We start from the raw sequence: 21,252 nt of genomic DNA on the forward strand, positions 1-21,252 counted from the left end.
GCCGAACCACGAACGAGGATGACCATGGGAATGACAGCCGCCTCGGCGAGCGAAGAACGCCGACTCCGACGGGGACTGAAGTCTCGCCACCTGCAGATGATCGCCATCGGAGGCGCCATCGGCACCGGACTCTTCCTCGGCTCCGGCGGCACGATCTCCCAGGCCGGACCCGGCGGTGCGCTGCTGGCCTACGCCGCGATCGGCATCATGGTCCTCTTCGTCATGCAGTCCCTCGGCGAGATGTCGACACACCTGCCCGTCGCCGGATCCTTCCACACCTACGGCACCAAATACGTCAGCCCCTCATTCGGCTTCGCCATGGGCTGGAACTACTGGTTCAACTGGGCGATCACCTTGGCCGCCGAACTCGTCGCCGCCGGTGTCATCATGTCCTTCTGGTTCCCCGATGTGCCGTCGTGGATCTGGGCAGCGGTCTTCCTCATCCTCCTCGCCGGGCTGAACTTCCTGTCCGCGAAAGCCTTCGGCGAAGGCGAATTCTGGTTCGCCGCCATCAAGGTCACTGCCGTCCTGGCGTTCCTCGTCCTCGGCGTGCTCATGATCTTCGGCATCCTCGGGGGAACCTCACCCGGAATGAGCAACTGGACGACGGGCGAGGCTCCGTTCGTCGGCGGATGGATGTCCGTCATCAGCGTGTTCATGATCGCAGGGTTCTCTTTCCAGGGCACCGAACTCGTCGGCGTCACCGCAGGGGAGTCGGAGAATCCCCGCAAGGACATGCCGCGAGCCATCCGCACCGTGTTCTGGCGCATCATGCTCTTCTACATCGGCGCCATCGCCGTCATCGGCTTCCTCCTGCCCTACACGGACCCCTCCCTGCTGGCCTCGGCGAACAACGAAGACATCACCGCCTCACCGTTCACCCTCGTCTTCGAACGCGCAGGCATCGCCGTAGCCGCCGGGATGATGAACGCCGTCATCCTCACCGCGATCCTGTCAGCCGGCAATTCCGGCCTCTACGCCTCCACCCGCATGCTCTATGCCATGGCCAAAGAGGGAACCGCGCCGAGGCTGTTCGCCCTACTCAACGAACGCGGAGTCCCCGTCATGGCACTGCTGGCCACCGCCATGATCGGCTTGTTCGGATTCCTCACCGAGATCATGGGCGACGGTGGAGCCTATACCTGGCTGATGAACGTCTCCGGACTCTCCGGCTTCATCGTCTGGGTCGGCATCGCATGGTGTCACTTCCGGTTCCGCCGCGCCTACGTGCGGCAGGGGCATGCCGTTGCCGACCTGCCCTACCGGGCGCCGCTGTTCCCGATCGGCCCGGTCATCGCGCTCATCATGCTCATCGTCGTCATCATCGGCCAGAATGTGCAGGCCATCGTCAACGGCCAGCTGCTCCAGGTGGCCAGCGCCTATGCGGGGCTTCCGGCGTTCCTGCTCCTGTGGATCATCCACCGCATCGTCACCGGCCGGCGCTCACGCATGGTCGCTCTCGATGACATGGGCGTCGAGGGACTCGAGATCAAGGCACCCTGATCCGAGAGTCGGAACCTCGCCGAGGCGACACTTCGGTGGGAATCGCGCCGCCGGAAAGATGAGTTAAGCTAGGCTCGCCTAACTACTCAAGAAGGATTCCATGCGCCGTATTCTCGCCCCAGTGATTGCCTCTGTTCTCGTCCTCGCCGGCTGCGGCGGAGGAACGGATTCAGCCGACGAAGCCTCGGGCCCCACCGTTGACACGAAGTTCGGCGCCGTCGAGGTGCCCGCCGACCCGCAGAAGGTCGTGGCGCTGGGATGGGGAGATGCCGAGACCGCTCTGGCGCTCGGAGTCCAGCCCGTCGGCGCGTCCGACTGGGTCGAGTTCGGCGGCAAAGGCGTCGGTCCCTGGGCCGAAGACCTCTACGACGAAGCCCCGGAGATCATCGCGACGATGGAACCCGACTACGAGGCCATTGCCGCGCTCGAGCCCGATGTCATTCTCGACACGAACAGCTCCGGAGAGAAGGAGCGCTACGACCGCCTCTCCGAGATCGCTCCCACGGTCGGAGTGCCAGAAGGCGGCGACAACTACCTGACGACGATGGACCAGCAGGTCGACCTCGTCTCCCAGGCGCTCGGCAAGGAAGACGACGGGAAGAAGCTGCTCGACGACCTCGACAACACCTACGCCGATGCGCGCGAAGCCCATCCGGAGTTCAAGGACAAGTCCGTGACCGTGGCAGCGAAGACCTCCGAGGGATGGGGTGCCTACGTCGAGGAATCAGGTCGCGTGCAGGTCATGGAGCAGCTCGGCTTCAAGCAGTCCGAGACGATCTCCGGAATGAAGGCGGAGGGCTTCTCCGTGCCGATCTCCGAGGAGAACCTCGATCAGCTCGACGCGGACCTGCTCCTGACGTTCCCGATCTACATCGAGGACAAGGATGTCACCGAGGATGCTGCCTACAAGCGCATTCCTGCCGTCAAGGACGGGCACGACCTCGTTCTGACCAACGACAATGACGACATCCGCAAGGCATTCTCACTCAACTCGATCCTCTCGGCCAAGTACACCGCGGAGGAGCTCCCGGGACTCATCGCCGACAAGGTGAAGTAACCGACTGACGAGCGCTGCTGCGCGCCCCTGCGCAGAACTTAAGCAGAACTCACACGGCGGCACGCCACGCATCGAGACCGAGGTCGATGATGCGGGCGTGCCGCACGCTTTGCAGCGAATCGATCGGCAGCCATTCCGCCCGATCCGTCGTCCCATCGACTTCGAGAGTACCCAGGGTGCCGCCGATGATCCGAGCCTCATAGACGACGCGGGCTCCTTTGAAGGGACGAGCCGTCGAGTCGCCGAAAGCCGGATTGCGACGAGGCTCCGTGAACGAATGCGTTGTCAGGGGGCGGACGAGTTCGGCGTCGAAGCCGGTCTCCTCCCTGATCTCCCGGATCGTGCCCGCTTCGATGCTCTCGTCGAACTCGATCCCGCCGCCGGGCAGCGTCCAGATCGCGTGCAGGCGGTCCTTCCCGCCGTTGAACCAACTGAGGAGGATTTCGTCGTCGTCATTGACGATGACCGCGTAACCGGCAAGTCGAGTGTCATATTCGGAGAAGTGCATGACCTCACCCTACCCGCGTCGGCACCGGTCACCGATGAATGAAGTCGGCACGGATCTCTTGTTCGGCGGCATGCGGATACATAGTGTGAAGACATGAGCGAACAGCCGCAGACCCCGAACGACAGGCTCGTGCATACTCGCACGATCCCCGTCTCCGCCGAGAAGATCTTCGCGCTGCTGGCCGACCCGAGACGCCACCATGAGACCGAACCCGGCGACTGGGTTCGCGGCGCCATCGATGACGCGCCCATCACGGCGGCTGGACAGGTGTTCTCGATGGATATGTACCTCGACGTCGTGGGCGGGGCGTACCGCATCGACAACACCGTCACCACCTTCGATCCTCCGCATGCCATCGGCTGGGATCCCGGCCAGGCCGACGAAGCCGGGCGGATCATCCCGGGCGGGTGGAGCTGGCGCTACGACCTCAAGGAGACCGATGCCGGCACCGAGGTGACCCTGACCTACGACTGGTCCGCAACGACAGAGGCGACCCGGGAGGAGTTCGGGGGATTCCCTCCCTTCCCCGCCGAGTTCCTCGACGCCTCATTGGAAAGCCTCGAACATGCCGTGACCGCCGAGGGCGAATCGTAGTGGGGGTCGCCGGAGTGCGGAGCGACTCGGGATAGGCTGAAGACGTGACCACCATCAACAGCACTCGCATCGGCGAATCCGGGCGCCTGGTCGTCTTCCTGCACGGACTGTTCGGCCGAGGCAAGAACTTCACCCGAATCGCCAAGGACATCGAGCCCGACTTCTCCAGCCTGCTGGTCGATCTGCCCAATCACGGCGAGTCCGAATGGACCGAGACCTTCGACTACGTCGAGCTCGCCGATGCGGTGGCCGCCCATATCGCCGAGGCGGTCGACCCCGATGACCAACCCGTGCACCTGGTCGGGCATTCCCTGGGCGGAAAGGTCGCCATGGTGCTCGCCCTGCGTCACCCGGAACTCATCGACCGCCTCGTCGTCGTCGACATCGGACCCAACGCCGGCGGGTCCACCGGAGTCTTCGACCATCTGCTCTCCAGCCTCGCCGCCCTCGACCTCGACCGGATCGAATCGCGCACCGACGCCGATGCCGCACTTCAGGAGCCGATCCCCGAGGCTGCGATCAGGGGATTCCTGCTGCAGAACCTGCGCCCCTCCTCGGCGGGGTATTCCTGGCAGCCCAACCTGGCTCTGCTGCATTCGAGCCTCGATATCATCGGGGACTTCCCGGACATGGGCGGTGCCGAATTCGACCACCGCGTACTCTGGGTCGCCGGCGAGAAATCGGACTACGTCGACCGTGACGACCTGCCGCAGATGCGCAGTCTGTTCCCCCGCACCACCCTCCTTACCGTCAAAGGCTCGGGGCATTGGGTGCATTCGGAGAAGCCGCGGGAGTTCGTCTCAGCACTGACGGCATTCCTCAGCTGCCCCTGAAAAGGAATATGCTGAAAGCGCTCGACGTTGCCACAGCGACGAGCACAATTGGACTCAAACCCTCAGGAGGAATGCGTGAGCACTTCGATCCCGGCAGATCCCGCACAGAAGTTCGCCGAATACGCGGACGGAACCCGACTGGTCAGCACCGATTGGGTGGCTGAGCATGCAGGCGATCCCGGACTCGTCATCGTCGAAAGCGACGAAGACGTGCTGCTCTACGAAACCGGGCACATTCCCGGGGCGGTCAAGGTCGATTGGCACACGGAACTCAACGATCCCGTGACCCGCGACTACGTCGACGGCGAGGGATTTGCCGCACTCATGTCCGCCAAGGGGATCTCCCGTGAGGACACCATCGTCGTCTACGGCGACAAGTCGAACTGGTGGGCCGCCTACGCTCTGTGGGTCTTCACCCTCTTCGGTCACGAAGACGTCCGCCTCATGGACGGCGGCCGCGCGAAATGGCAGGCCGAAGGCCGTGAGATGACTACCGAGAAGCCGAAGCCCGAACCCACCGAATACCCTGTCGTCGAACGCGACGATTCGGCCATCCGCGCCTTCCTTCCCGAGGTCCGCGACAGCCTCGGTGATCTTCCGCTCATCGATGTGCGCAGCCCGGAGGAATACACCGGCGAACGCACGCATATGCCCGCCTACCCGGAAGAAGGGGCGCTGCGCGGCGGCCACATCCCCGGCGCGAAGTCGATGCCCTGGGGCAAGGCAGCCAACGAAGACGGCACCTTCAAGTCCGCGGCCGAGCTCAAGGAGCTCTACACCGAGCAGGCAGGACTGGGGCAGAGCGATGAGGTCATCGCCTACTGCCGGATCGGCGAACGCTCCAGCCACACCTGGTTCGTCCTCAAGCACCTCCTCGGTTACGAGAACGTGCGCAACTACGACGGTTCCTGGACCGAGTGGGGCAATGTCGTCGGCGTGCCGATCGTCACCGGAGCTGAGCCCGGGGAGGTGCGCGGACGCTGATGACCGAGACGACGACACCCAAGACCGACGACCTGCCGGAGGCTCTGGCAGAGATCGTCACCGATTTCGCCGAAACCCCGGCCGATGATCGGCTCCAGGTGCTGTTGGAGTTCGCGACGGATCTTCCCGATCTGCCGGAGAAGTACACGGATCATCCGGAGCTGCTCGAGCCCGTGCCCGAGTGCCAGTCGCCGATCTTCCTCGTCACCGAGGTGGCCGACCCCGAGGCGGGGGAGCAGGCGGAAGTGCGGCTGCACTTCTCCGCACCTCCGGAGGCACCGACGACCCGTGGCTTCGCCGGGATCCTACACGAAGGCCTCGACGGATCCAGCGCCGAGACGATTCTGTCGGTTCCCGCCGATCTGCCGCTGCGGCTGTCGATGTCGGAGATCGTCAGCCCGCTGAGGCTGCGCGGAATGAGCGGAATGCTTTCGCGGATCCAGCGTCAGGTGTCCGAGAGGATCGGCAAGATCACAGCCGAGTGAGATCCTTCTCGCTTGGCTGAGGTGGTCCAGTGAGTTACAGTGTGGTTAGCCTGCCCTTAGTCACCTGACCTCTACTTCACTCAAAGGACCACCTCGATGACCGGTTCCGCCACCTCTGCTGAGGCGAAACCGCATATTGACACCAGTCATCCGACCGGTGGGAGCCTGCGGACCAGAAGAGCGCTGGGACTCGTCGCGGCACTCATCACGCTCATCGTCGTGATCGCGGCGTCACTGGCTATCGGTGCGCGGGATATGCCGCTCTCGGAGGTCCTCGGAGCCTTCTTCGCACCCAACGGCAGTGACGATCAGCTCGTCGTCCTCGAACTGCGCCTGCCGCGGACCGTGCTCGGCATCCTCGTCGGAATGGGACTGGGCCTGGCCGGCGGGCTCATCCAAGCCCTGACCCGCAACCCTCTGGCTGATCCGGGGATCCTCGGCGTCAACGCCGGAGCGTCCCTGGCGATCACGATCGGGGTCGCGTTCTTCGGAATCTCCTCGATTACCGGATACATCTGGTTCGCCTTCGGCGGTGCCCTCATCGCCACCGTCGGGGTCTATATCATCGGGTCCGCAGGCCGCAGCCGCAGCGTCGATCCGATCCGCCTGACTCTGGCCGGAGTCGCCGTGGCCGCGGTGCTGACCGGACTGACCAAGGCGATCCTGCTGACCAACGAACGTGCCTTCGATGCGTTCCGGTCCTGGGACGTCGGCGCGATCGCCGGTCGTGATTTCGATACGATCTCCGCGATCCTGCCGTTCATCGTCATCGGCACAGTGCTCGCGCTGGCGCTGTCCCACTCACTCAACGCCGTGGCCCTCGGCGATGACCTGGCCGCCAGCCTCGGCACCTCGGTCAATCGCACGCGGGTGCTCTCCATCCTCGCCGTGACCCTCCTGGCCGGAGCGGCCACGGCTGCCGCGGGGCCGATCGGATTCATCGGTCTGATGATCCCGCATATCGCACGGTGGATCGTCGGTCCCGACCAGCGCTGGATCCTCGGATACTCGGTTGTCCTCTCGCCCATTCTGCTCCTGGCCTCGGACGTTATCGGCAGAGTCGTGATGAAGCCCGGCGAACTCCAAGTCGGAGTCGTCACCGCGTTCGTCGGTGCCCCGGTGCTCATCGCCCTTGTCCGACGGAAGAAGGCGAGCGGTCTGTGAAATCCACGAACCTCGCGGTTCCCGACCGCACCCTCACCGCGCATCCGCACGCTCTGCCGGGGGAGAAAGTCGACTTCGGTCGGCCCATGCTGCGCGTCTTCGGATTCCGCATCGATATGCGGGTCGTCATCACCGCCGGAATCATCACTCTTCTCGCGTTGGCCTGCGGCTTCGCCGGTCTCATGCTCGGCAAGTTCTCGCTGACTCCGACCGAAGTCTTCCAAGGCCTGTTCGGTGCCGCGGAGAAGCGCATCGTCAACACCGTCGTCGGAGAATGGCGGGCACCGCGCATCATCGCCGGAATCGTCCTCGGCGCTGGACTCGGAGTCTCCGGAGCCGTCTTCCAATCACTGACGCGCAACCCACTGGGCTCTCCGGACATCATCGGCTTCTCCACCGGTGCCTACACCGGAGGCATCGTCACGATCATCGTCTTCGGCACGAGCTTCGTCTCCACCGCGGCAGGAGCGATCATCGGCGGACTCCTCACCGCACTGGTCGTCTACCTGCTCACCTGGAAGGGCGGGGTGCAGGGGTTCCGGCTCATCATCGTCGGAATCGCCCTGACGGCCATGCTCAATGCGTTCAACACCTGGCTGATCATGCGCGCCGATCTTGAGCTCGCGATGGCCGCCGCCACCTGGGGCGCCGGCACTCTTAACGGAATGGGCTGGGAGACGATCGCTCCGGCCGCTGTGGCCACGATCGTCCTCGGACTGGCCTGCGGACTCTTCTCCCGGGACCTCGGGACCTTGGAACTCGGTGATGATACGGCGAAGGCCCTGGGTGTGCGCAATGAGCCTGTTCGTGCCGTGCTCATCGTCATCGCCGTCGCCCTCGTCGCCGTGGTCACGGCCGCTGCCGGCCCGATCGCCTTCGTCGCCTTGGCGGCTCCGCAGATCGGACGGCGGATCGCGCGGGCGCAGGGCACCAGCCTGTTGACCTCTGCGGCAGTCGGAGCACTGCTCCTCGTCGCCGCCGACCTCATCGCCCAGCATGCGTTCGGCGACATCCAACTGCCGGTCGGCGTCATCACCGTGAGCATCGGCGGCATCTACCTCATCTGGCTCCTCATCCAAGAAGCTCGGAAGGCATCATGAGCATTCCCAACTCTGCGGGCGCACCTTCACCGCTGATCGCCGAGAACCTCGATCTGGCCTATGACCAGCGCCAGATCGTCAGTGATCTCGATGTGAGCATCCCCGACGGAAAGTTCTCAGTCATCGTCGGCCCCAACGCCTGCGGCAAGTCGACCCTGCTGCGCGCACTGGCACGGCTGCTGCCGCCGGCGAAGGGCACAGTGCTGCTCGACGGAAACAACATCGAGAAGATGAAGACGAAGAAGATCGCGCAACGCCTGGGTCTGCTCCCGCAGTCATCCATCGCCCCGGACGGGATCACGGTCGCCGAACTCGTCTCCCGAGGGCGGCACCCGCACCAGTCGTTCCTGCGCCAGTGGACCGACGCCGATGAAGCCGCAGTGCTGTCGGCACTGCGGGCGACGAACACCGAAGAACTGTCGTCACGACTCGTCGACGAGCTCTCCGGCGGTCAGCGCCAACGCGTCTGGGTGGCCATGGTGCTTGCCCAGGAGACGTCGCTCCTGCTGCTCGACGAACCGACGACCTTCCTCGACGTCGCGTACCAGATCGAGCTACTCGACCTGTTCTCGCAGCTCAATCACGAATACGGGCACACACTCGTTGCAGTCCTCCACGACCTCAACCAAGCCTGCCGGTACGCCGACGAGATCATCGCGATGAAGGACGGTGCCATCATCGCTCAGGGACCGCCGGAGACGATCATCACCTCAGAACTCGTCCACGAGGTCTTCGGCATCGAATGCACGGTCATCGACGATCCGGTCACGGGCGCTCCGATGATCGTGGCGGGAGCACCGAAGAAGACCTTCGCCCAACGCTGAGCCGACCCGGACCGCGCCGCGCCGTGCAGGGCCCGACCGGACCAGATGATCAGGACTGCGTCTGATCGGTGGGTGGTCCCGCCTCGGTGACGGTGTGCGCATGTTCCGTGCTCTTCTTGCCCGTGAACAGGGCCTTGGCACCGAAGATGATGCCGACGATGATCGCACCCCAGACCGCGCCGAGGATGAGGGAGAAGAACGTGTTGACCAGCCACCCCAGGAAGCCGCCGACGGCCGCGATCGCTGCGACGGGCTCTTCGAGGTGGTGGACGAAGCCGTAGAGGGCGTGGAAGCCGAGTTCATCGGTGCCGACGAGGATGATGTGGCCTCCGACCCAGAGCATGGCGAAGGTGCCGACGACTGAGAGCAGTGCGAGCAGCTTCGGCATGGCGCCGACGAGGAACCGTCCGAACTTCTGCGGCCCGGGGACGTCCTTCTTTGCCATGCGCAGACCGATGTCGTCCATCTTCACGATGAGACCGACGACTCCGTAGACACCGACGGTGATGGCAAGGCCGACGATGGCGAGGATGATGGCACGACTGGTCAGGGACTCGCCGGCCACCTCGTTGAGGGCGATGACCATGATCTCGCAGCTGAGGACGAAGTCGGTGGTGATGGCGGAACGGACGATCTTCTTCTCATTGGCAGCACTGTCAGCGCTTCCTTTGGACTCTGCTGCCGGTTCTTCGTGGTGGGCGATCCATCCGAACTTCTCGAAGACTTTCTCAGCACCTTCGAAACACAGGTAGGTGCCACCGACCATGAGCAGAGGAGTCAGCAACCAGGGGAGGAATTGGCTGAGCAGAAGGATGATCGGCAGGATGATGACGAGCTTGTTGACCAGCGAACCCAGGGCGATCCGCTGGATGATCGGCAACTCGCGTTTCGGGCTGATGCCTTCGACGAATTTCGGTGTCACTGCCGCATCGTCGATGACGACGCCCGCAGCTTTGGCGCCAGCCCTGGATGCTCCTGCAGCGACATCATCAAGGCTGGCTGCTGAGAGCTTGACCAGTGCGGCAACGTCGTCGAGGAGCGCGATCAGACCCCCGGCCATCTAACGACCGCCGAGTTTGTGGGTCGTGCCCGGCGGGTAACGATGAAGATCGCCGAGGTGGTTCTCGGCGGCGTCGAAGAGGTGCAGACGATCGCCATCGGGGTCGACTCGCCGGGCTTTGGTCACCCAGGTGACCATTCCGGGTGCGGCTTTGAGCGTCATCATCGCGGATTTGATCTTCAAGCCTTCGGGCTCAGCCGACCACGAGGTCACGAGGGCGTTGGCTCCGTCGCTGCCGCGCAACGAGCCGTCCTCAGAGAATTCGAGGAAGGCCCGTTCATTTGTCTCGGCCACCCAGCGGCCGATGAGTTCCTGTGTCATTTGTCGTCCTTCTCCAGTCCGCCGATGACTTTGCCGTTGCTGTCCATGACCTTCATAACATCGCCTTCGATGGTCGCTGTTGAAGCTTTGCTCAGCCAAGTATCAACACCCGCGCAGGCTTTCTGAGTCGACATGAAGGAATCGATGGCGATCTCGTCGCCTTTGACCTTCCAAGTGGTGACGATCGCATTGCAGCCGTCCGAACCTTTGAGGGAACCGTCTTCGGCGAATTCGAGGAACGGATCGCCCTTCTCCGGGGAGGACCATTTGCCTGTGGGGTCCAGGTCGGAGGCGTCTTCACTGGGGGACGCGGTCTCGCTGGATTCGGCAGGGGAAGGAGAACTGGGGTTACGAGGGTCGACACCTGTGTCACAGGCCGCTAACGGCAGTGTAAGAGCAAGAGCTGCGATTCCGAGCGCGAGCCTCGAAGTGGGTCTCGCAGAGGCCAGGGTGCGAAGCGTTGTGTGGTTCGGCATGCCCCTGATCATAACGGCACCGGTTCTGAGCCTCCTGGAAGAACACAGGACAGCTTGTGTAGTCCGACTTCTGTAAGTTGTGTTCACCTGCGACTCTGATGGTTTTTGCAATGCGTCGTGATCAAACCGTAACCTTTCACACGGTTGGAAATCTGACACCGGAGACCCGAACCGCTGAGATGCGGGGAGCTGCGTTGAAGGGGTCGGGCAATCGAAGCATCGACAACGATCAAGGGAAACGACCTTATGCAGAAGAAACTCGTGCAGAGTTCGCTGGCGATCAGCGCCGCAGCTGCGCTGGGCCTGAGCGGCGCACTCGTCGCCTCGCCGGCGATGGCTGACAAGGCTCCGCAGAAGCTGGACGTTCAGAGTGAAGCTCACGTTCAGAAGGCACTGTCCGGCATCGAAGGCGTCAACGCCTACGGCACCGAGGGCGGCGAGCTGAGCATCGGTGTTGCCAAGAAGACCGACGAGATCAAGCAGCTCGAAAAGAAGTACCAGAACATCAAGGTCACCGAGGGCATCAAGGAACTGAAGCCCTATGCGAAGAACGATCTCGTCGGCGGTGCCGGCTACCTCGTCAAGGCCGGCGAGAGCGGCGGGGCCTGCTCGACCGGTTTCTCCGGCTGGGACGGTGACGGCAAGCCCGTCGTCCTCACCGCCGGACACTGCTCGAAGATCATCAACGAAGACACCAACGAGTTCGACGGCGACACCACGGTCGACCAGACCGAGAAGCCTTCGATCTCCGAGGCCAATGGCGGCGAAGGCTTCCAGGCCTCCGGCAGCGGCGTCATCGGCAAGTGGGGCTTCCACAACTTCGGCGGCGACCTCCTCGAGGGCGCCGACCAGAACAAGTGGCCTGAGCCCAGCGAGTCCGACATCGACTTCGCCGTCATCAACGTCGACGAGTCGAAGTACAACGTCAAGAACGGCATCACCGACTGGTCGACCGCCGATTCGGACGATCTGGCCAAGTCGACCACCGAGATCACCGAGGTCGGTGCGCACAAGGACGGCGCCATCAGCAAGTCCGGTCGCACCACCGGTAAGACCGACGGCGAAGTTCTGCCCCGCTCGGAGTACGACTTCGACTACCAGAACGTCGGCGGACGCTGGGTCCACGGATTCGGCGTGACCGCGCCGATCGACAAGCCCTTCTCGCAGCCGGGCGACTCCGGCGGCGGCGTCTACCAGGGCAGCACCGCCGTGGGTGTCATCTCCGGCGGCGGCGACCTCGATGCGAACACCTCGTTCACCTGGGTTGCCGACCTGGACCACTCGCTCGAGGAGTCCGGCACGGACTTCAACCTCGAGAAGCCGGGCGAGGAGACCCCCGAGGCTCCTGCAGCTCCGAAGGCCGAAGACCAGACCATCGAGCCCGAAGGCAAGATCAAGGGCAAGGCCGAGGCTGGCGCGAAGGTCGAGGTGAAGTGGGAAGCCGCTGAAGATGCCAAGGGCGACGAGACTGGAACCCAGGCAGCCGAAAACGGTTCTGAGACCGTCACGGCTGACAAGGACGGAAACTTCTCCGTCGAAGGGCCCAAGGCTGAAGGCGACTACAACTTCACTGCGACTGCGATCGTCGATGGACAGGAATCCAAGACGACTGAATTCGACGTGACCGTTGAGAAGGACGAGTCTGAGACCCCCGCTCCCGTCGAGCGTGAGATCAGCATCGACCCCACGGAGATCGCCGCTTCTGACTTCGTGCAGGAAGACAAGGGCGTGACGATTACGGTCAAGGGCTTCGACGAGGGTGAAAAGGTCAACCTCGAAGTTGCCAGCGGACCTGAGGGCGTCGAAGGCATTGAGCTGGAAGAGACCGCGAACGAGAACGGTGCTGCCGCATTCTCGATCTACGGCACCAGCGCCGAGAACCCTGAAGCTTACCTCGGTAAGTACGACGTCGAGGTCGCCGGAGCCAACGACACCGAGGATGAGTCGGCACTGACCGGTTCGTTCGAGGTTGTCGCAGACGAAGACGGTTCCGGTGGCGGAACCGGTGGCGACGATGACGGCAACAACGACGACGGCGATGCTGATGGCGGAGCCGGCGATGGAAACGACGATGACGGAAACGGTGACGGCGGTTCTGACCTGCCTCGCACCGGTGCCGAGCTGACCGGCCTTGCTGCCGGAGCCGGACTGCTCCTCGTGGGCGGAACCGCAGTCGTTCTGACCATGCGTCGTAAGAACAAGAACTGAGTGCAGGGAAGCTGACCGTCTGACGGTCTGCTGAACACTCACTGACGATGCCCCCGGTCTTCTGACCGGGGGCACCGTCTATTCATGGCGGCGGTCTCCCGGAAGATGCCGACAAGTCAGTTTGTACATCTGCTGAAGTTTCGGTCATTAAGTTCACAGTTTTGGACGTACTTTTTTGGTAGTTCCTGAGTGCGGCCCGTAACCTTATCGTGACTTAGGTCATCAACTTGTGACATTGATCCCTCAGAACAGAGAGACAACAACTTATGCAGAAGAAACTCGTGCAGAGTTCGCTGGCGCTGGCAGCAGCGACAGCACTCGGCCTGGGCGGCGCGTTCATCGCTGGCCCTGCAGCTGCCGATCAGGTGAAGCCGGAAATGAGCGCACAGTCGGCGACCCAGGCGGCCAAAAAGATCGCCATTGTAAACGCCTTCGGATTCGATGAGGCCACAAAGACTCTAAACCTTGGCGTTGAATCGGCTGAAGATGTCGATGCGAAGCAGATTGAAGCGCTGAAAGACAAATATGGTGCGGATAGTGTCAAGGTGACTGCAGGCGTTCCTGAAGGTCAGGCGTACGCCGGCAATGACGCAGTGGGCGGCATGGGGTACTTGGTGAATGACGGGTCTGGCTCCGATCAGGCAGCTGGTGCATGCTCGACAGGGTTTGCAGGTTGGGACACAGCCACAAAGACGCCTATCGTTCTGAGTGCTGGTCACTGCGCGGAAGAGATCTTCATCGACCCGGAAGACCCAGAACACCCTGATACGGGCAAACATCTTGGGTGGACCACCCTGCGCGATGCCGAGAAGCCGTCGACTGCGCCTGGCGCAGGCAAGGGCGGCGAAGGCTTCCAGGATAAGGGCATTGGTTCGTTGGGTGACTGGAAGTACAAGAAGTTCGGTACTTTAGCTCAGCCTGGTGAAACCACGGGTAATGACGGCGATATTGACCTCTCGGTAATCGATCTCGATACTTCGAAGTACGGTGTCAAAACTGGTGCTACTGACTGGACAAGTGCTTCAAGCGACGATCTGTCAGCCAAGGTGAAGCCGATCACCTCAGTTGGTTCGCATAGTGAAGGTTCTGTTGAGAAGTCAGGCCGCACGACTGGCCTCACAAGTGGTGAGGTTATCCCGAAGGAACAAGCCAACTTTGACTTCATGGTCATCAGCGGCCGGTGGGTACATGGCTTTGCGGTGAAGTCGCCAGTTGAGGATCCGTTCTCTTCGCCTGGGGACTCCGGCGGAGGAGTATTCCAGGGTGACACAGCAGTTGGTGTGATCTCTGGTGGCTCACCGAAGACCACGTTTGTCGACGACGCGGGTCACCCCGTTGGTGATCCTTTCGCTCTTGGATGGGTCGCAGACCTCGACTATGCACTAGATGCAGCTGACATCGACATCACCTTCGAAGATCCCACGGAAGAACCCCCGGCTGAGGACGATAAGGATGCCAACGCTTCGTCGGCAGCTGACGGCGATGATGCTACCGCTTCCGATGACGGAGACGCGGACGCCAAGGAAGCAGACGCTTCTTCCGCTGCCGAAGGTGATGATGCTGAGGCTTCGGCCGATGCAGACGGAGCAGAAGCAGACGCTTCGGCCGCCGCTGACGGTGACGATGCAGATGCTTCGGCTGCCGCTGATGGCAAGGACGACGAAGCCGATTCCGACGCTGACGGCGACGACAAGCTCGAAGCTCCCAAGGTCGGAGATCAGACCGTTGTTGAAGGCGGAAAGATCACTGGTAAGGCTGAGCCGAACGCAGAAGTGAAGCTGACCTGGAAGCCCGCTGGCGCCAACGCAGGTTCTTCCGCCCAGGCTGCACCGGCCGAAGGCACCACGACTGTCAAGACCGACGCCGAAGGCAACTTCTCCGCTGAGGCTCCTGCTGAGGCTGGCGAGTACAACTACACCGCTGTCGTGACTGCGAACGGTCAGACTTCTCCCGCCACCCAGTTCGTTGTGACCGTAGAGGAAGAGAAGACTGAGGCCCCGGCTGAGCGCAAGCTCACCATCGACCCGAAGGAGATCGCTGCTGCGGACTTCGTGAAGGAAGACAAGGGCGTTCAGATCACCGCTGAAGGCTTCGAAGAGGGCGAGAACGTCACCCTCGAAGTTGTTGCCGGACCTGAAAACGTCGAAGGCATCACCCTCGAAGAAACCGCTAACGCTGACGGAGTCGTCGGATTCTCGATCTACGGCACCAGCGCCTCGAACCCCGAGGCCTACCTCGGCAAGTACGACCTCGAGGTCACCGGCGCCAATGACACCGCTGACGAAGAAGCCCTCACCGGCTCCTTCCAGGTCGTTGCCGATGAAGACGGCACCGGCGGCGGCAACGACGATGACGGAAACGGTGACGGCGGATCCGATCTGCCTCGCACCGGTGCCGAGCTCACCGGCCTCGCAGCCGGAGCTGGCCTCCTCCTCGTCGGTGGAGCAGCCGTTGTTCTGACCATGCGTCGCAAGAAGAACAACTGAATCACGCCCTTACAGTCACTTGTTGACTGACTGAGCGAAGGTGCCCCTGACCAGCTGGTCAGGGGCACCTTCCTTATACTCGAACCACAGTCACAGCCAGATGGTCCCGGCTCAACTGATGAAGGAGTCCGCGAATGAGCCTCGAAGACGATCCATTCGACTACCAGGTCACCAAATCAGGAGTCCTCATCATTCGCCGAGGCGGCCGAACCGTCATGGAACTCGGCGGTAAGAAAGCTGCCGCACTCATCCCGAAGCTCGGTCGCAGCCATGAATCTGACCAGCAGCTGCTGGCTCGTGTGACGGGAAACTATCGCCACGGCAACGAACGTCAGCACGGACACCACTGATCCTGGCTGGACGTTCGTTCAGTGATTGGTACCCTTGAGTTATGACGGACATCACCTCCAGCGAATTCGCCCGTGCAACTGCAGTCGAACGAACCGGCGACCACTCCTTCACCGCAGAACTCGGCGCCGGCTGGAAAGTCGCCGGCGCAGTCAACGGAGGCTACCTGCTCAGCGTTGCCGGCCAGGCACTGCGAGCCCTCAACCCGAACACACCGGACCCACTCGTCATCTCGACCTATTACCTGGGACCCAGCAAAGAAGGCAGCGTCGACATCACCACTCGCGTACTGCGCGAAGGACGCTCGACCGGCAGCTACGGAATTGAGCTCTCCCAGAACGGATCTCCAACGATCTCGGCGATGGCAACGATGGGCAACCTCGGCGCTCTTCCCGATGATGTCGCCACCACCGCGGCTCCGCCACAGCTGCCCTCCCCGGAAGAATGCGTCAGTGTTGCCGAAGCCAGCGAGGACTTCAAGAAGGCCGCGCCGCTCATCGAACGCTTCGATATGCGCCTGGACCCGGCGGCCGCCGGATTCGCTGTCGGCAAACCCAGCGGCCGAGGCGAGCTGCAGGGGTGGATCCGCCTCGCTGATGGGACCGATCCGGACCCCTTGGCGCTGCTGACATTCCTGGATGCGTTCCCGCCAGTGATGTTCGATCTCGGACGGTTCAATTGGGCGCCGACGATGGAACTGACCGCACATCTGCGCGCACAACCAGCACCGGGCTGGATCAGTGCGAAGCTGTACACCCGCAATATCGCCGGTGGCATGTTCGAAGAGGACTGCGAACTGTGGGACTCGGCAGGACGCCTCGTCGCTCAATCACGGCAGCTGGCCCGGCAGCCGCGCGACTGATCCGACTGTGACGGTGCGCGACCGTCGAGGACGACAGCGGACTTTCACGTCAGTGCCATGACCTAGAGTCAGGTCAACACGTCGCCGACCGTGAAAGGACCCCAACCATGGCGTCCCTGTCCTCACTGAGCATCACCTTCGACTGCCTCGACGTCGAAGCACAATCGATCTTCTGGGCGGACCTCCTCGGCGCTGAAATCGACGCGGGCGCGAACGAATTCGTCGCCAGCATCGGGGGAGTCCACAACACCGAGGCACCGACCCCGGGAATGCTTTTCCTCAAAGTCGACGAGCGTGCCGAGGGCAAGAATCCTCTGCACATCGACTTCGACGATCCGCACTATCCGAACGATGTTGGGCGGGCGGTATCACTCGGCGCGCAGAAGATCGCCTCTTTCGACGAGCACGGAATCGAGTGGACGACTTTGAAAGATCCCGAGGGAAATCTCTTCGACATCGGGCGACGAAAGCCAGACTGACCATGCCGCGTTTAGAATGAACGACAGGCAACTTGCATGATCAGAGAGGCTCAGCATGACCCTGCCCTTGACCGACCCGACCAATGCCCCGAACGAGCGGCGTGGACTCGAAGAGTTCCTCGAATATTTCCGCCAGGTGATCAGACGCAAAGCCGATGGGCTGACCCCTGACCAACTCAAACACACGGTGGCTTCATCATCACTGACGATCGGCGGGATCATCCGCCACCTCACGCTCGTCGAAGAGAGCTGGTTCGTCGAAGTGCTGCAGGGCAGAGAGCTGGGTGAGCCCTGGGCGAGCGTCGACTGGAAGACTGATTCCGACTGGGACTTTGAGTCTGCCGCCGGAATGAGTGCTGATGAGCTCCTGACTGCCCACGAGAAGTCCTGCGCCACTTCGCGTGAAATCCTCGCCGAGGTGGCCGACCTGGATACGCTCACCGCGAGAGGTGATCGTGACGGAGAGAAGTTCAACGTCCGGTGGATCCTCATCCACCTCATTGAAGAGTATGCCCGTCACGCGGGCCACGCCGACCTCCTGCGTGAAGACATCGACGGTGAGATAGGCGACTGAGTCCTGGCCTCCGAACAACGAGTCGATCAAATAGGCTTGTGGGTATGACGAACATTCCGCCGACCGGCAGCGATACTGCACCGAAACGACCTGCAGCGCTCATTCCGCTCGATCTGATCCGCGGTTTCCTCATCGGCAGCGCCGAGCTCGTCCCCGGAGTCTCCGGCGGAACGATCGCGCTGGTCACGGGCGTCTACGACCAGCTCATCGACTCCGCGGCACATGTGGTCTCGGCGGCGAAGACTCTCGTCACGGGACCGAACCGGGTAGCAGGTGCATTGGCCGAACTGCGACGCACCGACTGGTTCCTCGTCATCCCCGTCCTGGTGGGCATGGCCACCGCAGTCTTCACAATTGCCGGAATCTTGGAGTCCTTCGTCACCGGCAATCCGGAACTGGCACGCGGACTGTTCTTCGGCCTCGTCGCCGCCAGCATCGCGGTGCCCCTGCGAATGCTGCCAGCACGATCATCGAGGCAGCCCGTGCTCGCCGGCAGCCTCGCCTTCCTTGCCGCAGCCGCTCTGGCATTCTGGATGACTGGACTGGCCGGCGGCGCCGACGTCGAGAACCCACCACTTATCGCCGTCTTCTTCGTCGCTTCGATCGCGATCTGCGCCCTCGTCATCCCCGGAGTCTCCGGATCGTTCTTCCTGCTGGCTGTCGGTATGTATTCGACCACCCTGCGCGCCGTCGATACTCGAGACTTCGGCTACCTCGGCATCTTCATGCTCGGTGCGATCCTTGGTCTGGCCGTGTTCGTCAATATCCTCAAATATTTCCTCCATAACTACCGGTGGTGGACGCTTATCGTCATGGCCGGTCTGATGTTCGGATCCCTGCGTGCATTGTGGCCCTGGCAGTCATCTGCTGAGGTTGGAGCCGACGGTGAAGAGCACGGGGCAGGTGCTCTGCTGGCACCAGTCGACCCGGTGCTCGGTCCGATCCTTCTTGCTGCCCTCGGTGCCGCCGTCGTCATCGTCCTCATCATCGTCGAGGCGAAGTTTGCGTCCTCGAAGGACGAAACCGGGGGCGCCGAATCTACCGAAGCGTGAACGCAAGAGAGTTTGTCCAAATTTCTCTCAAGCTCCATTCAGAAAACGGTTCGCGCCCATTAGGGTAAGAGAGTTGAATCACAGTCACTCTGTCTGACCGCTTCTCTGGAGACTCATGCGTCTGCGCACCCTGGCCTCATCCTCACTCGCCCTTGCTCTGATCGTCACAGGCCCCGCGGCCGCCTCCGCAACCGGTCTCGGCAGCGCCGATGACCCCGTCGATCCCCAGGCGGCGACGACCGGGGAACTGACTCTGTTGGCGACGACTGACGTTCACGGCAACGTCCTCAATTGGGACTACTTCGCGAACAAGCCCTATCCGGCAGGGGAGGAGCTGGGCATGTCTCGAGCCTCGACGCTCATCAAGGAAGTGCGCGAGGACAAAGGCGCCGAATCCGTGCTCCTCGTCGACAACGGCGACACCATCCAAGGCAATCCCCTGGCCTACTACTACGCCAAGCAGGAGCCGATCACGACCAGCGGCCAGACCCACCCATTGGCCAAAACCTACAACCATCTGGGATACGACGCACAGGTCGTCGGCAACCACGAATTCAACTACGGCCTCGATCTTTTGGCCACCTACCGTGACCAAGTCGACTTCCCGCTGCTCGGAGCCAATGTCATCGACGACGCAGACGGACAGTCCCATCTGGATCCGTACGCGATGATCGACAAGCAGGTCGACGGTGAGACGATCACCGTCGGCGTCCTCGGCGTGACGACTCCCGGCAGTCGCATCTGGGACAAGAACAACCTGTCCGGAAAGGTGCACTTCGACGATCCCGTGGAGACGGCGCAGAAGTATGTCCCGAAGATGAAGCAGAAGGGCGCCGACGTCATCGTCGTGCTCTCCCATTCGGGCAAAGATCCGAAAGGACAGAGCTGGGATCCTGACCAGCTGCAGGAGAACGTCAGCACTTCGGTGGCGAAGGTGCCTGGAGTCGATGTCCTCGTCGCCGGTCATACTCATCAGAACGAACCCAGCCAAGTCGTCAACCGCGACGACGGCAGCCAAGTGCTCATCACTCAACCGAACTACTGGGCGCGTTCGGTCTCCGAGGTGGGACTGCCGATCAATCTCGACACCCACCACGTCGACTGGGGTGAGAACGAGCCGCACGCGGACGCTCTCGTCACCCAGGGCGACGTCGCTGAGGATCAGGAGATCAAGGATCTCGTCGATGAGCAGCACCGGACCACGATCGACTACGTGAACACGAAGATCGGCTCGGTGACCGAAACGCTTTCGGCGAAGACTTCGTACTACGAGGACACTGCGATCCTCGACTTCATCTCTCACGTCCAGACGGAGAAAGTGGAAGAAGGCCTGAAGGGAACGGACTATGAGGGTCTTCCCGTGATCTCGCAGGCATCGCCTTTCAGCCGCACGGCGGAGTTCCCAGCCGGTGACATCACGATCCGCGATGTGGCCGGGCTCTATGTCTATGACAATACCCTGGCAGGCGTCGAGATCAACGGCGCCCAACTGCGCGACTACCTCGAGTACTCGGCACGCTACTTCAAACAGACCGAAGAGGGCGCCGAGTTCGATCCAGTCGACGGCACCAATGCGATCGACGAAGTCTTGGAATCTCCGATCCCGGACTACAACTATGACGCTCTGGCAGGAATCGACTACGACATCAATGTCTCCAAACCGACCGGGGAGAGGATCGAAAACCTCAAACAGGCCGACGGCAGCGAGGTCGGAGTCGACGATCGCTTCATCCTCGCCATCAACAACTACCGCCAGTCCGGGGGAGGCGGCTACCCGGTCGACGGACTCAAAGAGGTCTACAACGAACAGGTCGAGGTGCGCCAGGCACTCATCGACTGGGCTGAGGCGAAGCAGATCGTCGACCCAGCCGACTTCTTCGATGAGAATTGGCAGGTCGTCACCAGCAGCCGTGCACCCGGTGGAGACGACGATTCCAACGACAACGAGGATGCTGACACCTCCGGCGAAGCAACTGCAGAGGCAGACTCGAAGGGGTCCGATGGCGATGAGTCCGAGGCTGGTGGAAGTTCCGACGCGGCGGGGTCCGGGAGTGCCGGAAACTCCGACGGAGGGGACGACACCGGAGAAGCAACATCCGAGGACGATGATTCGACGAACGGGGCTTCCGACGGCAGCACATCGGACGGCAACGCTGACGACGGTGCAGCCGACGACTCGGCGGCCGGCGCAGGCGGCGGGGCCGATCTGCCGCGGACAGGGCTCGAGGTCGCCACAAGCGTAGGCATCGGAGCTGCCATCATCGCACTCGGTGCGGCCCTCGTAGTCTTCTCGCGCCGTCGTCGCCGTTGAGTGACCGGCGGAGGCCGGTGGGA

At 62.4% G+C, this 21,252-nt stretch carries 21 protein-coding genes; 17 read left to right on the forward strand and 4 right to left on the reverse strand.

Annotation, left to right across the window (positions count from 1 at the left end; all coding sequences use genetic code 11):
• The first annotated feature begins 24 nt into the window (after positions 1 to 24).
• Together BEP01S_RS07725 and BEP01S_RS07730 are read left to right on the forward strand one after the other, a co-directional pair.
• On the forward strand, positions 25 to 1,503 hold the full coding sequence (locus BEP01S_RS07725) for an amino acid permease (protein WP_062242008.1): 1,479 nt from the start codon (positions 25 to 27) through the stop codon (positions 1,501 to 1,503).
• 100 nt (positions 1,504 to 1,603) lie between these two features.
• Complete coding sequence (locus tag BEP01S_RS07730; RefSeq protein ID WP_062242011.1) at positions 1,604 to 2,560, forward strand: ABC transporter substrate-binding protein; 957 nt, start codon at positions 1,604 to 1,606, stop codon at positions 2,558 to 2,560.
• Between the two features lie 49 nt (positions 2,561 to 2,609).
• Here the strand turns inward: BEP01S_RS07730 and BEP01S_RS07735 are convergent, their stop codons facing one another.
• Positions 2,610 to 3,068, reverse strand: a complete 459-nt coding sequence (locus tag BEP01S_RS07735) for an NUDIX hydrolase (RefSeq protein ID WP_039210496.1) — start codon at positions 3,066 to 3,068, stop codon at positions 2,610 to 2,612.
• Positions 3,069 to 3,161: 93 nt separating this feature from the next.
• Here BEP01S_RS07735 and BEP01S_RS07740 point away from each other — a divergent pair, with 93 nt between their 5' ends.
• From BEP01S_RS07740 to BEP01S_RS07770, 7 genes are all read left to right on the forward strand, one after another.
• Positions 3,162 to 3,662, forward strand: coding sequence for an SRPBCC family protein (locus tag BEP01S_RS07740; protein WP_062242013.1), 501 nt, complete (start codon positions 3,162 to 3,164; stop codon positions 3,660 to 3,662).
• A 44-nt stretch (positions 3,663 to 3,706) separates the two neighbouring features.
• The gene (locus BEP01S_RS07745; RefSeq protein WP_062242014.1) at positions 3,707 to 4,495 is read left to right on the forward strand and encodes an alpha/beta fold hydrolase; all 789 of its coding nucleotides are present in this window, start codon (positions 3,707 to 3,709) and stop codon (positions 4,493 to 4,495) included.
• Positions 4,496 to 4,570: 75 nt separating this feature from the next.
• Positions 4,571 to 5,479, forward strand: coding sequence for a sulfurtransferase (locus tag BEP01S_RS07750; RefSeq protein ID WP_082819329.1), 909 nt, complete (start codon positions 4,571 to 4,573; stop codon positions 5,477 to 5,479).
• Positions 5,479 to 5,964 (forward strand): SufE family protein, encoded by a 486-nt coding sequence (locus BEP01S_RS07755; protein WP_062242016.1) that lies wholly within the window; start codon positions 5,479 to 5,481, stop codon positions 5,962 to 5,964. Before BEP01S_RS07750 ends, BEP01S_RS07755 begins: the two co-directional genes overlap by 1 nt.
• A gap of 96 nt (positions 5,965 to 6,060) precedes the next feature.
• Positions 6,061 to 7,128, forward strand: a complete 1,068-nt coding sequence (locus tag BEP01S_RS07760; RefSeq protein WP_083532620.1) for an iron chelate uptake ABC transporter family permease subunit — start codon at positions 6,061 to 6,063, stop codon at positions 7,126 to 7,128.
• Positions 7,129 to 7,214: 86 nt separating this feature from the next.
• Positions 7,215 to 8,228 (forward strand): FecCD family ABC transporter permease, encoded by a 1,014-nt coding sequence (locus BEP01S_RS07765; RefSeq protein WP_062242311.1) that lies wholly within the window; start codon positions 7,215 to 7,217, stop codon positions 8,226 to 8,228.
• Complete coding sequence (locus tag BEP01S_RS07770; protein WP_062242018.1) at positions 8,225 to 9,052, forward strand: ABC transporter ATP-binding protein; 828 nt, start codon at positions 8,225 to 8,227, stop codon at positions 9,050 to 9,052. The genes BEP01S_RS07765 and BEP01S_RS07770 overlap by 4 nt, the downstream gene beginning before the upstream one ends.
• A 49-nt stretch (positions 9,053 to 9,101) precedes the next feature.
• On the opposite strand, the gene BEP01S_RS07775 is transcribed toward BEP01S_RS07770, so the two are convergent.
• From BEP01S_RS07775 to BEP01S_RS07785, 3 genes are read right to left on the reverse strand one after another with little or no spacing between them, the layout of a single operon-like run.
• A complete protein-coding gene (locus BEP01S_RS07775; RefSeq protein WP_062242020.1) occupies positions 9,102 to 10,112 on the reverse strand; it encodes a DUF808 domain-containing protein in 1,011 nt (336 codons plus the stop codon).
• On the reverse strand, positions 10,113 to 10,433 hold the full coding sequence (locus BEP01S_RS07780; protein ID WP_062242022.1) for an META domain-containing protein: 321 nt from the start codon (positions 10,431 to 10,433) through the stop codon (positions 10,113 to 10,115).
• Positions 10,430 to 10,909 carry an META domain-containing protein gene (locus tag BEP01S_RS07785; RefSeq protein ID WP_062242315.1) on the reverse strand — a complete coding sequence of 160 codons (480 nt, stop codon included), beginning with the start codon at positions 10,907 to 10,909 and terminating at the stop codon, positions 10,430 to 10,432. The genes BEP01S_RS07780 and BEP01S_RS07785 overlap by 4 nt, the downstream gene beginning before the upstream one ends.
• Before the next feature lie 246 nt (positions 10,910 to 11,155).
• Here BEP01S_RS07785 and BEP01S_RS07790 point away from each other — a divergent pair, with 246 nt between their 5' ends.
• The 8 genes from BEP01S_RS07790 to BEP01S_RS07825 all read left to right on the forward strand — a co-directional run bounded on the left by BEP01S_RS07790 (position 11,156) and on the right by BEP01S_RS07825 (position 21,229).
• Positions 11,156 to 13,117, forward strand: coding sequence for a S1 family peptidase (locus BEP01S_RS07790; protein WP_062242024.1), 1,962 nt, complete (start codon positions 11,156 to 11,158; stop codon positions 13,115 to 13,117).
• Positions 13,118 to 13,383: 266 nt separating this feature from the next.
• Entirely contained in the window at positions 13,384 to 15,603 is a 2,220-nt protein-coding gene (locus tag BEP01S_RS16565) for an LPXTG cell wall anchor domain-containing protein (RefSeq protein ID WP_083532621.1), read from the forward strand.
• Positions 15,604 to 15,737: 134 nt separating this feature from the next.
• On the forward strand, positions 15,738 to 15,953 hold the full coding sequence (locus tag BEP01S_RS07800) for a hypothetical protein (protein WP_062242028.1): 216 nt from the start codon (positions 15,738 to 15,740) through the stop codon (positions 15,951 to 15,953).
• A gap of 41 nt (positions 15,954 to 15,994) precedes the next feature.
• Complete coding sequence (locus BEP01S_RS07805; protein ID WP_062242030.1) at positions 15,995 to 16,813, forward strand: thioesterase family protein; 819 nt, start codon at positions 15,995 to 15,997, stop codon at positions 16,811 to 16,813.
• Positions 16,814 to 16,920: 107 nt separating this feature from the next.
• Positions 16,921 to 17,292: a VOC family protein gene (locus BEP01S_RS07810; RefSeq protein WP_062242032.1), complete on the forward strand. Its 372-nt coding sequence runs from the start codon at positions 16,921 to 16,923 to the stop codon at positions 17,290 to 17,292.
• Between the two features lie 55 nt (positions 17,293 to 17,347).
• On the forward strand, positions 17,348 to 17,866 hold the full coding sequence (locus BEP01S_RS07815; RefSeq protein WP_062242034.1) for a DinB family protein: 519 nt from the start codon (positions 17,348 to 17,350) through the stop codon (positions 17,864 to 17,866).
• Between the two features lie 44 nt (positions 17,867 to 17,910).
• Positions 17,911 to 18,918, forward strand: a complete 1,008-nt coding sequence (locus BEP01S_RS07820) for a DUF368 domain-containing protein (RefSeq protein WP_062242036.1) — start codon at positions 17,911 to 17,913, stop codon at positions 18,916 to 18,918.
• Positions 18,919 to 19,033: 115 nt separating this feature from the next.
• On the forward strand, positions 19,034 to 21,229 hold the full coding sequence (locus tag BEP01S_RS07825) for a bifunctional metallophosphatase/5'-nucleotidase (RefSeq protein ID WP_062242038.1): 2,196 nt from the start codon (positions 19,034 to 19,036) through the stop codon (positions 21,227 to 21,229).
• The last annotated feature ends 23 nt before the right edge of the window (positions 21,230 to 21,252 follow it).

The sequence above is a fragment of the Brevibacterium epidermidis NBRC 14811 genome, assembly GCF_001570805.1.
GTDB classification, from domain to species: domain Bacteria; phylum Actinomycetota; class Actinomycetes; order Actinomycetales; family Brevibacteriaceae; genus Brevibacterium; species Brevibacterium epidermidis.

Bases quoted from the DNA above. Each gene is read 5' to 3' on its own strand.
- BEP01S_RS07725 (WP_062242008.1), top strand. From the start codon at position 25: ATGGGAATGACAGCCGCCTCGGCGAGCGAAGAACGCCGACTCCGACGG.
- BEP01S_RS07770 (WP_062242018.1), top strand. From the start codon at position 8,225: ATGAGCATTCCCAACTCTGCGGGCGCACCTTCACCGCTGATCGCCGAG.
- BEP01S_RS07730 (WP_062242011.1), top strand. From the start codon at position 1,604: ATGCGCCGTATTCTCGCCCCAGTGATTGCCTCTGTTCTCGTCCTCGCC.
- BEP01S_RS07805 (WP_062242030.1), top strand. From the start codon at position 15,995: ATGACGGACATCACCTCCAGCGAATTCGCCCGTGCAACTGCAGTCGAA.
- BEP01S_RS07820 (WP_062242036.1), top strand. From the start codon at position 17,911: ATGACGAACATTCCGCCGACCGGCAGCGATACTGCACCGAAACGACCT.
- BEP01S_RS07765 (WP_062242311.1), top strand. From the start codon at position 7,215: ATGCTGCGCGTCTTCGGATTCCGCATCGATATGCGGGTCGTCATCACC.
- BEP01S_RS07810 (WP_062242032.1), top strand. From the start codon at position 16,921: ATGGCGTCCCTGTCCTCACTGAGCATCACCTTCGACTGCCTCGACGTC.
- BEP01S_RS07735 (WP_039210496.1), bottom strand. From the start codon at position 3,068: ATGCACTTCTCCGAATATGACACTCGACTTGCCGGTTACGCGGTCATC.
- BEP01S_RS07785 (WP_062242315.1), bottom strand. From the start codon at position 10,909: ATGCCGAACCACACAACGCTTCGCACCCTGGCCTCTGCGAGACCCACT.
- BEP01S_RS07800 (WP_062242028.1), top strand. From the start codon at position 15,738: ATGAGCCTCGAAGACGATCCATTCGACTACCAGGTCACCAAATCAGGA.
- BEP01S_RS07740 (WP_062242013.1), top strand. From the start codon at position 3,162: ATGAGCGAACAGCCGCAGACCCCGAACGACAGGCTCGTGCATACTCGC.
- BEP01S_RS16565 (WP_083532621.1), top strand. From the start codon at position 13,384: ATGCAGAAGAAACTCGTGCAGAGTTCGCTGGCGCTGGCAGCAGCGACA.
- BEP01S_RS07815 (WP_062242034.1), top strand. From the start codon at position 17,348: ATGACCCTGCCCTTGACCGACCCGACCAATGCCCCGAACGAGCGGCGT.
- BEP01S_RS07825 (WP_062242038.1), top strand. From the start codon at position 19,034: ATGCGTCTGCGCACCCTGGCCTCATCCTCACTCGCCCTTGCTCTGATC.
- BEP01S_RS07780 (WP_062242022.1), bottom strand. From the start codon at position 10,433: ATGACACAGGAACTCATCGGCCGCTGGGTGGCCGAGACAAATGAACGG.
- BEP01S_RS07790 (WP_062242024.1), top strand. From the start codon at position 11,156: ATGCAGAAGAAACTCGTGCAGAGTTCGCTGGCGATCAGCGCCGCAGCT.
- BEP01S_RS07755 (WP_062242016.1), top strand. From the start codon at position 5,479: ATGACCGAGACGACGACACCCAAGACCGACGACCTGCCGGAGGCTCTG.
- BEP01S_RS07760 (WP_083532620.1), top strand. From the start codon at position 6,061: ATGACCGGTTCCGCCACCTCTGCTGAGGCGAAACCGCATATTGACACC.
- BEP01S_RS07775 (WP_062242020.1), bottom strand. From the start codon at position 10,112: ATGGCCGGGGGTCTGATCGCGCTCCTCGACGACGTTGCCGCACTGGTC.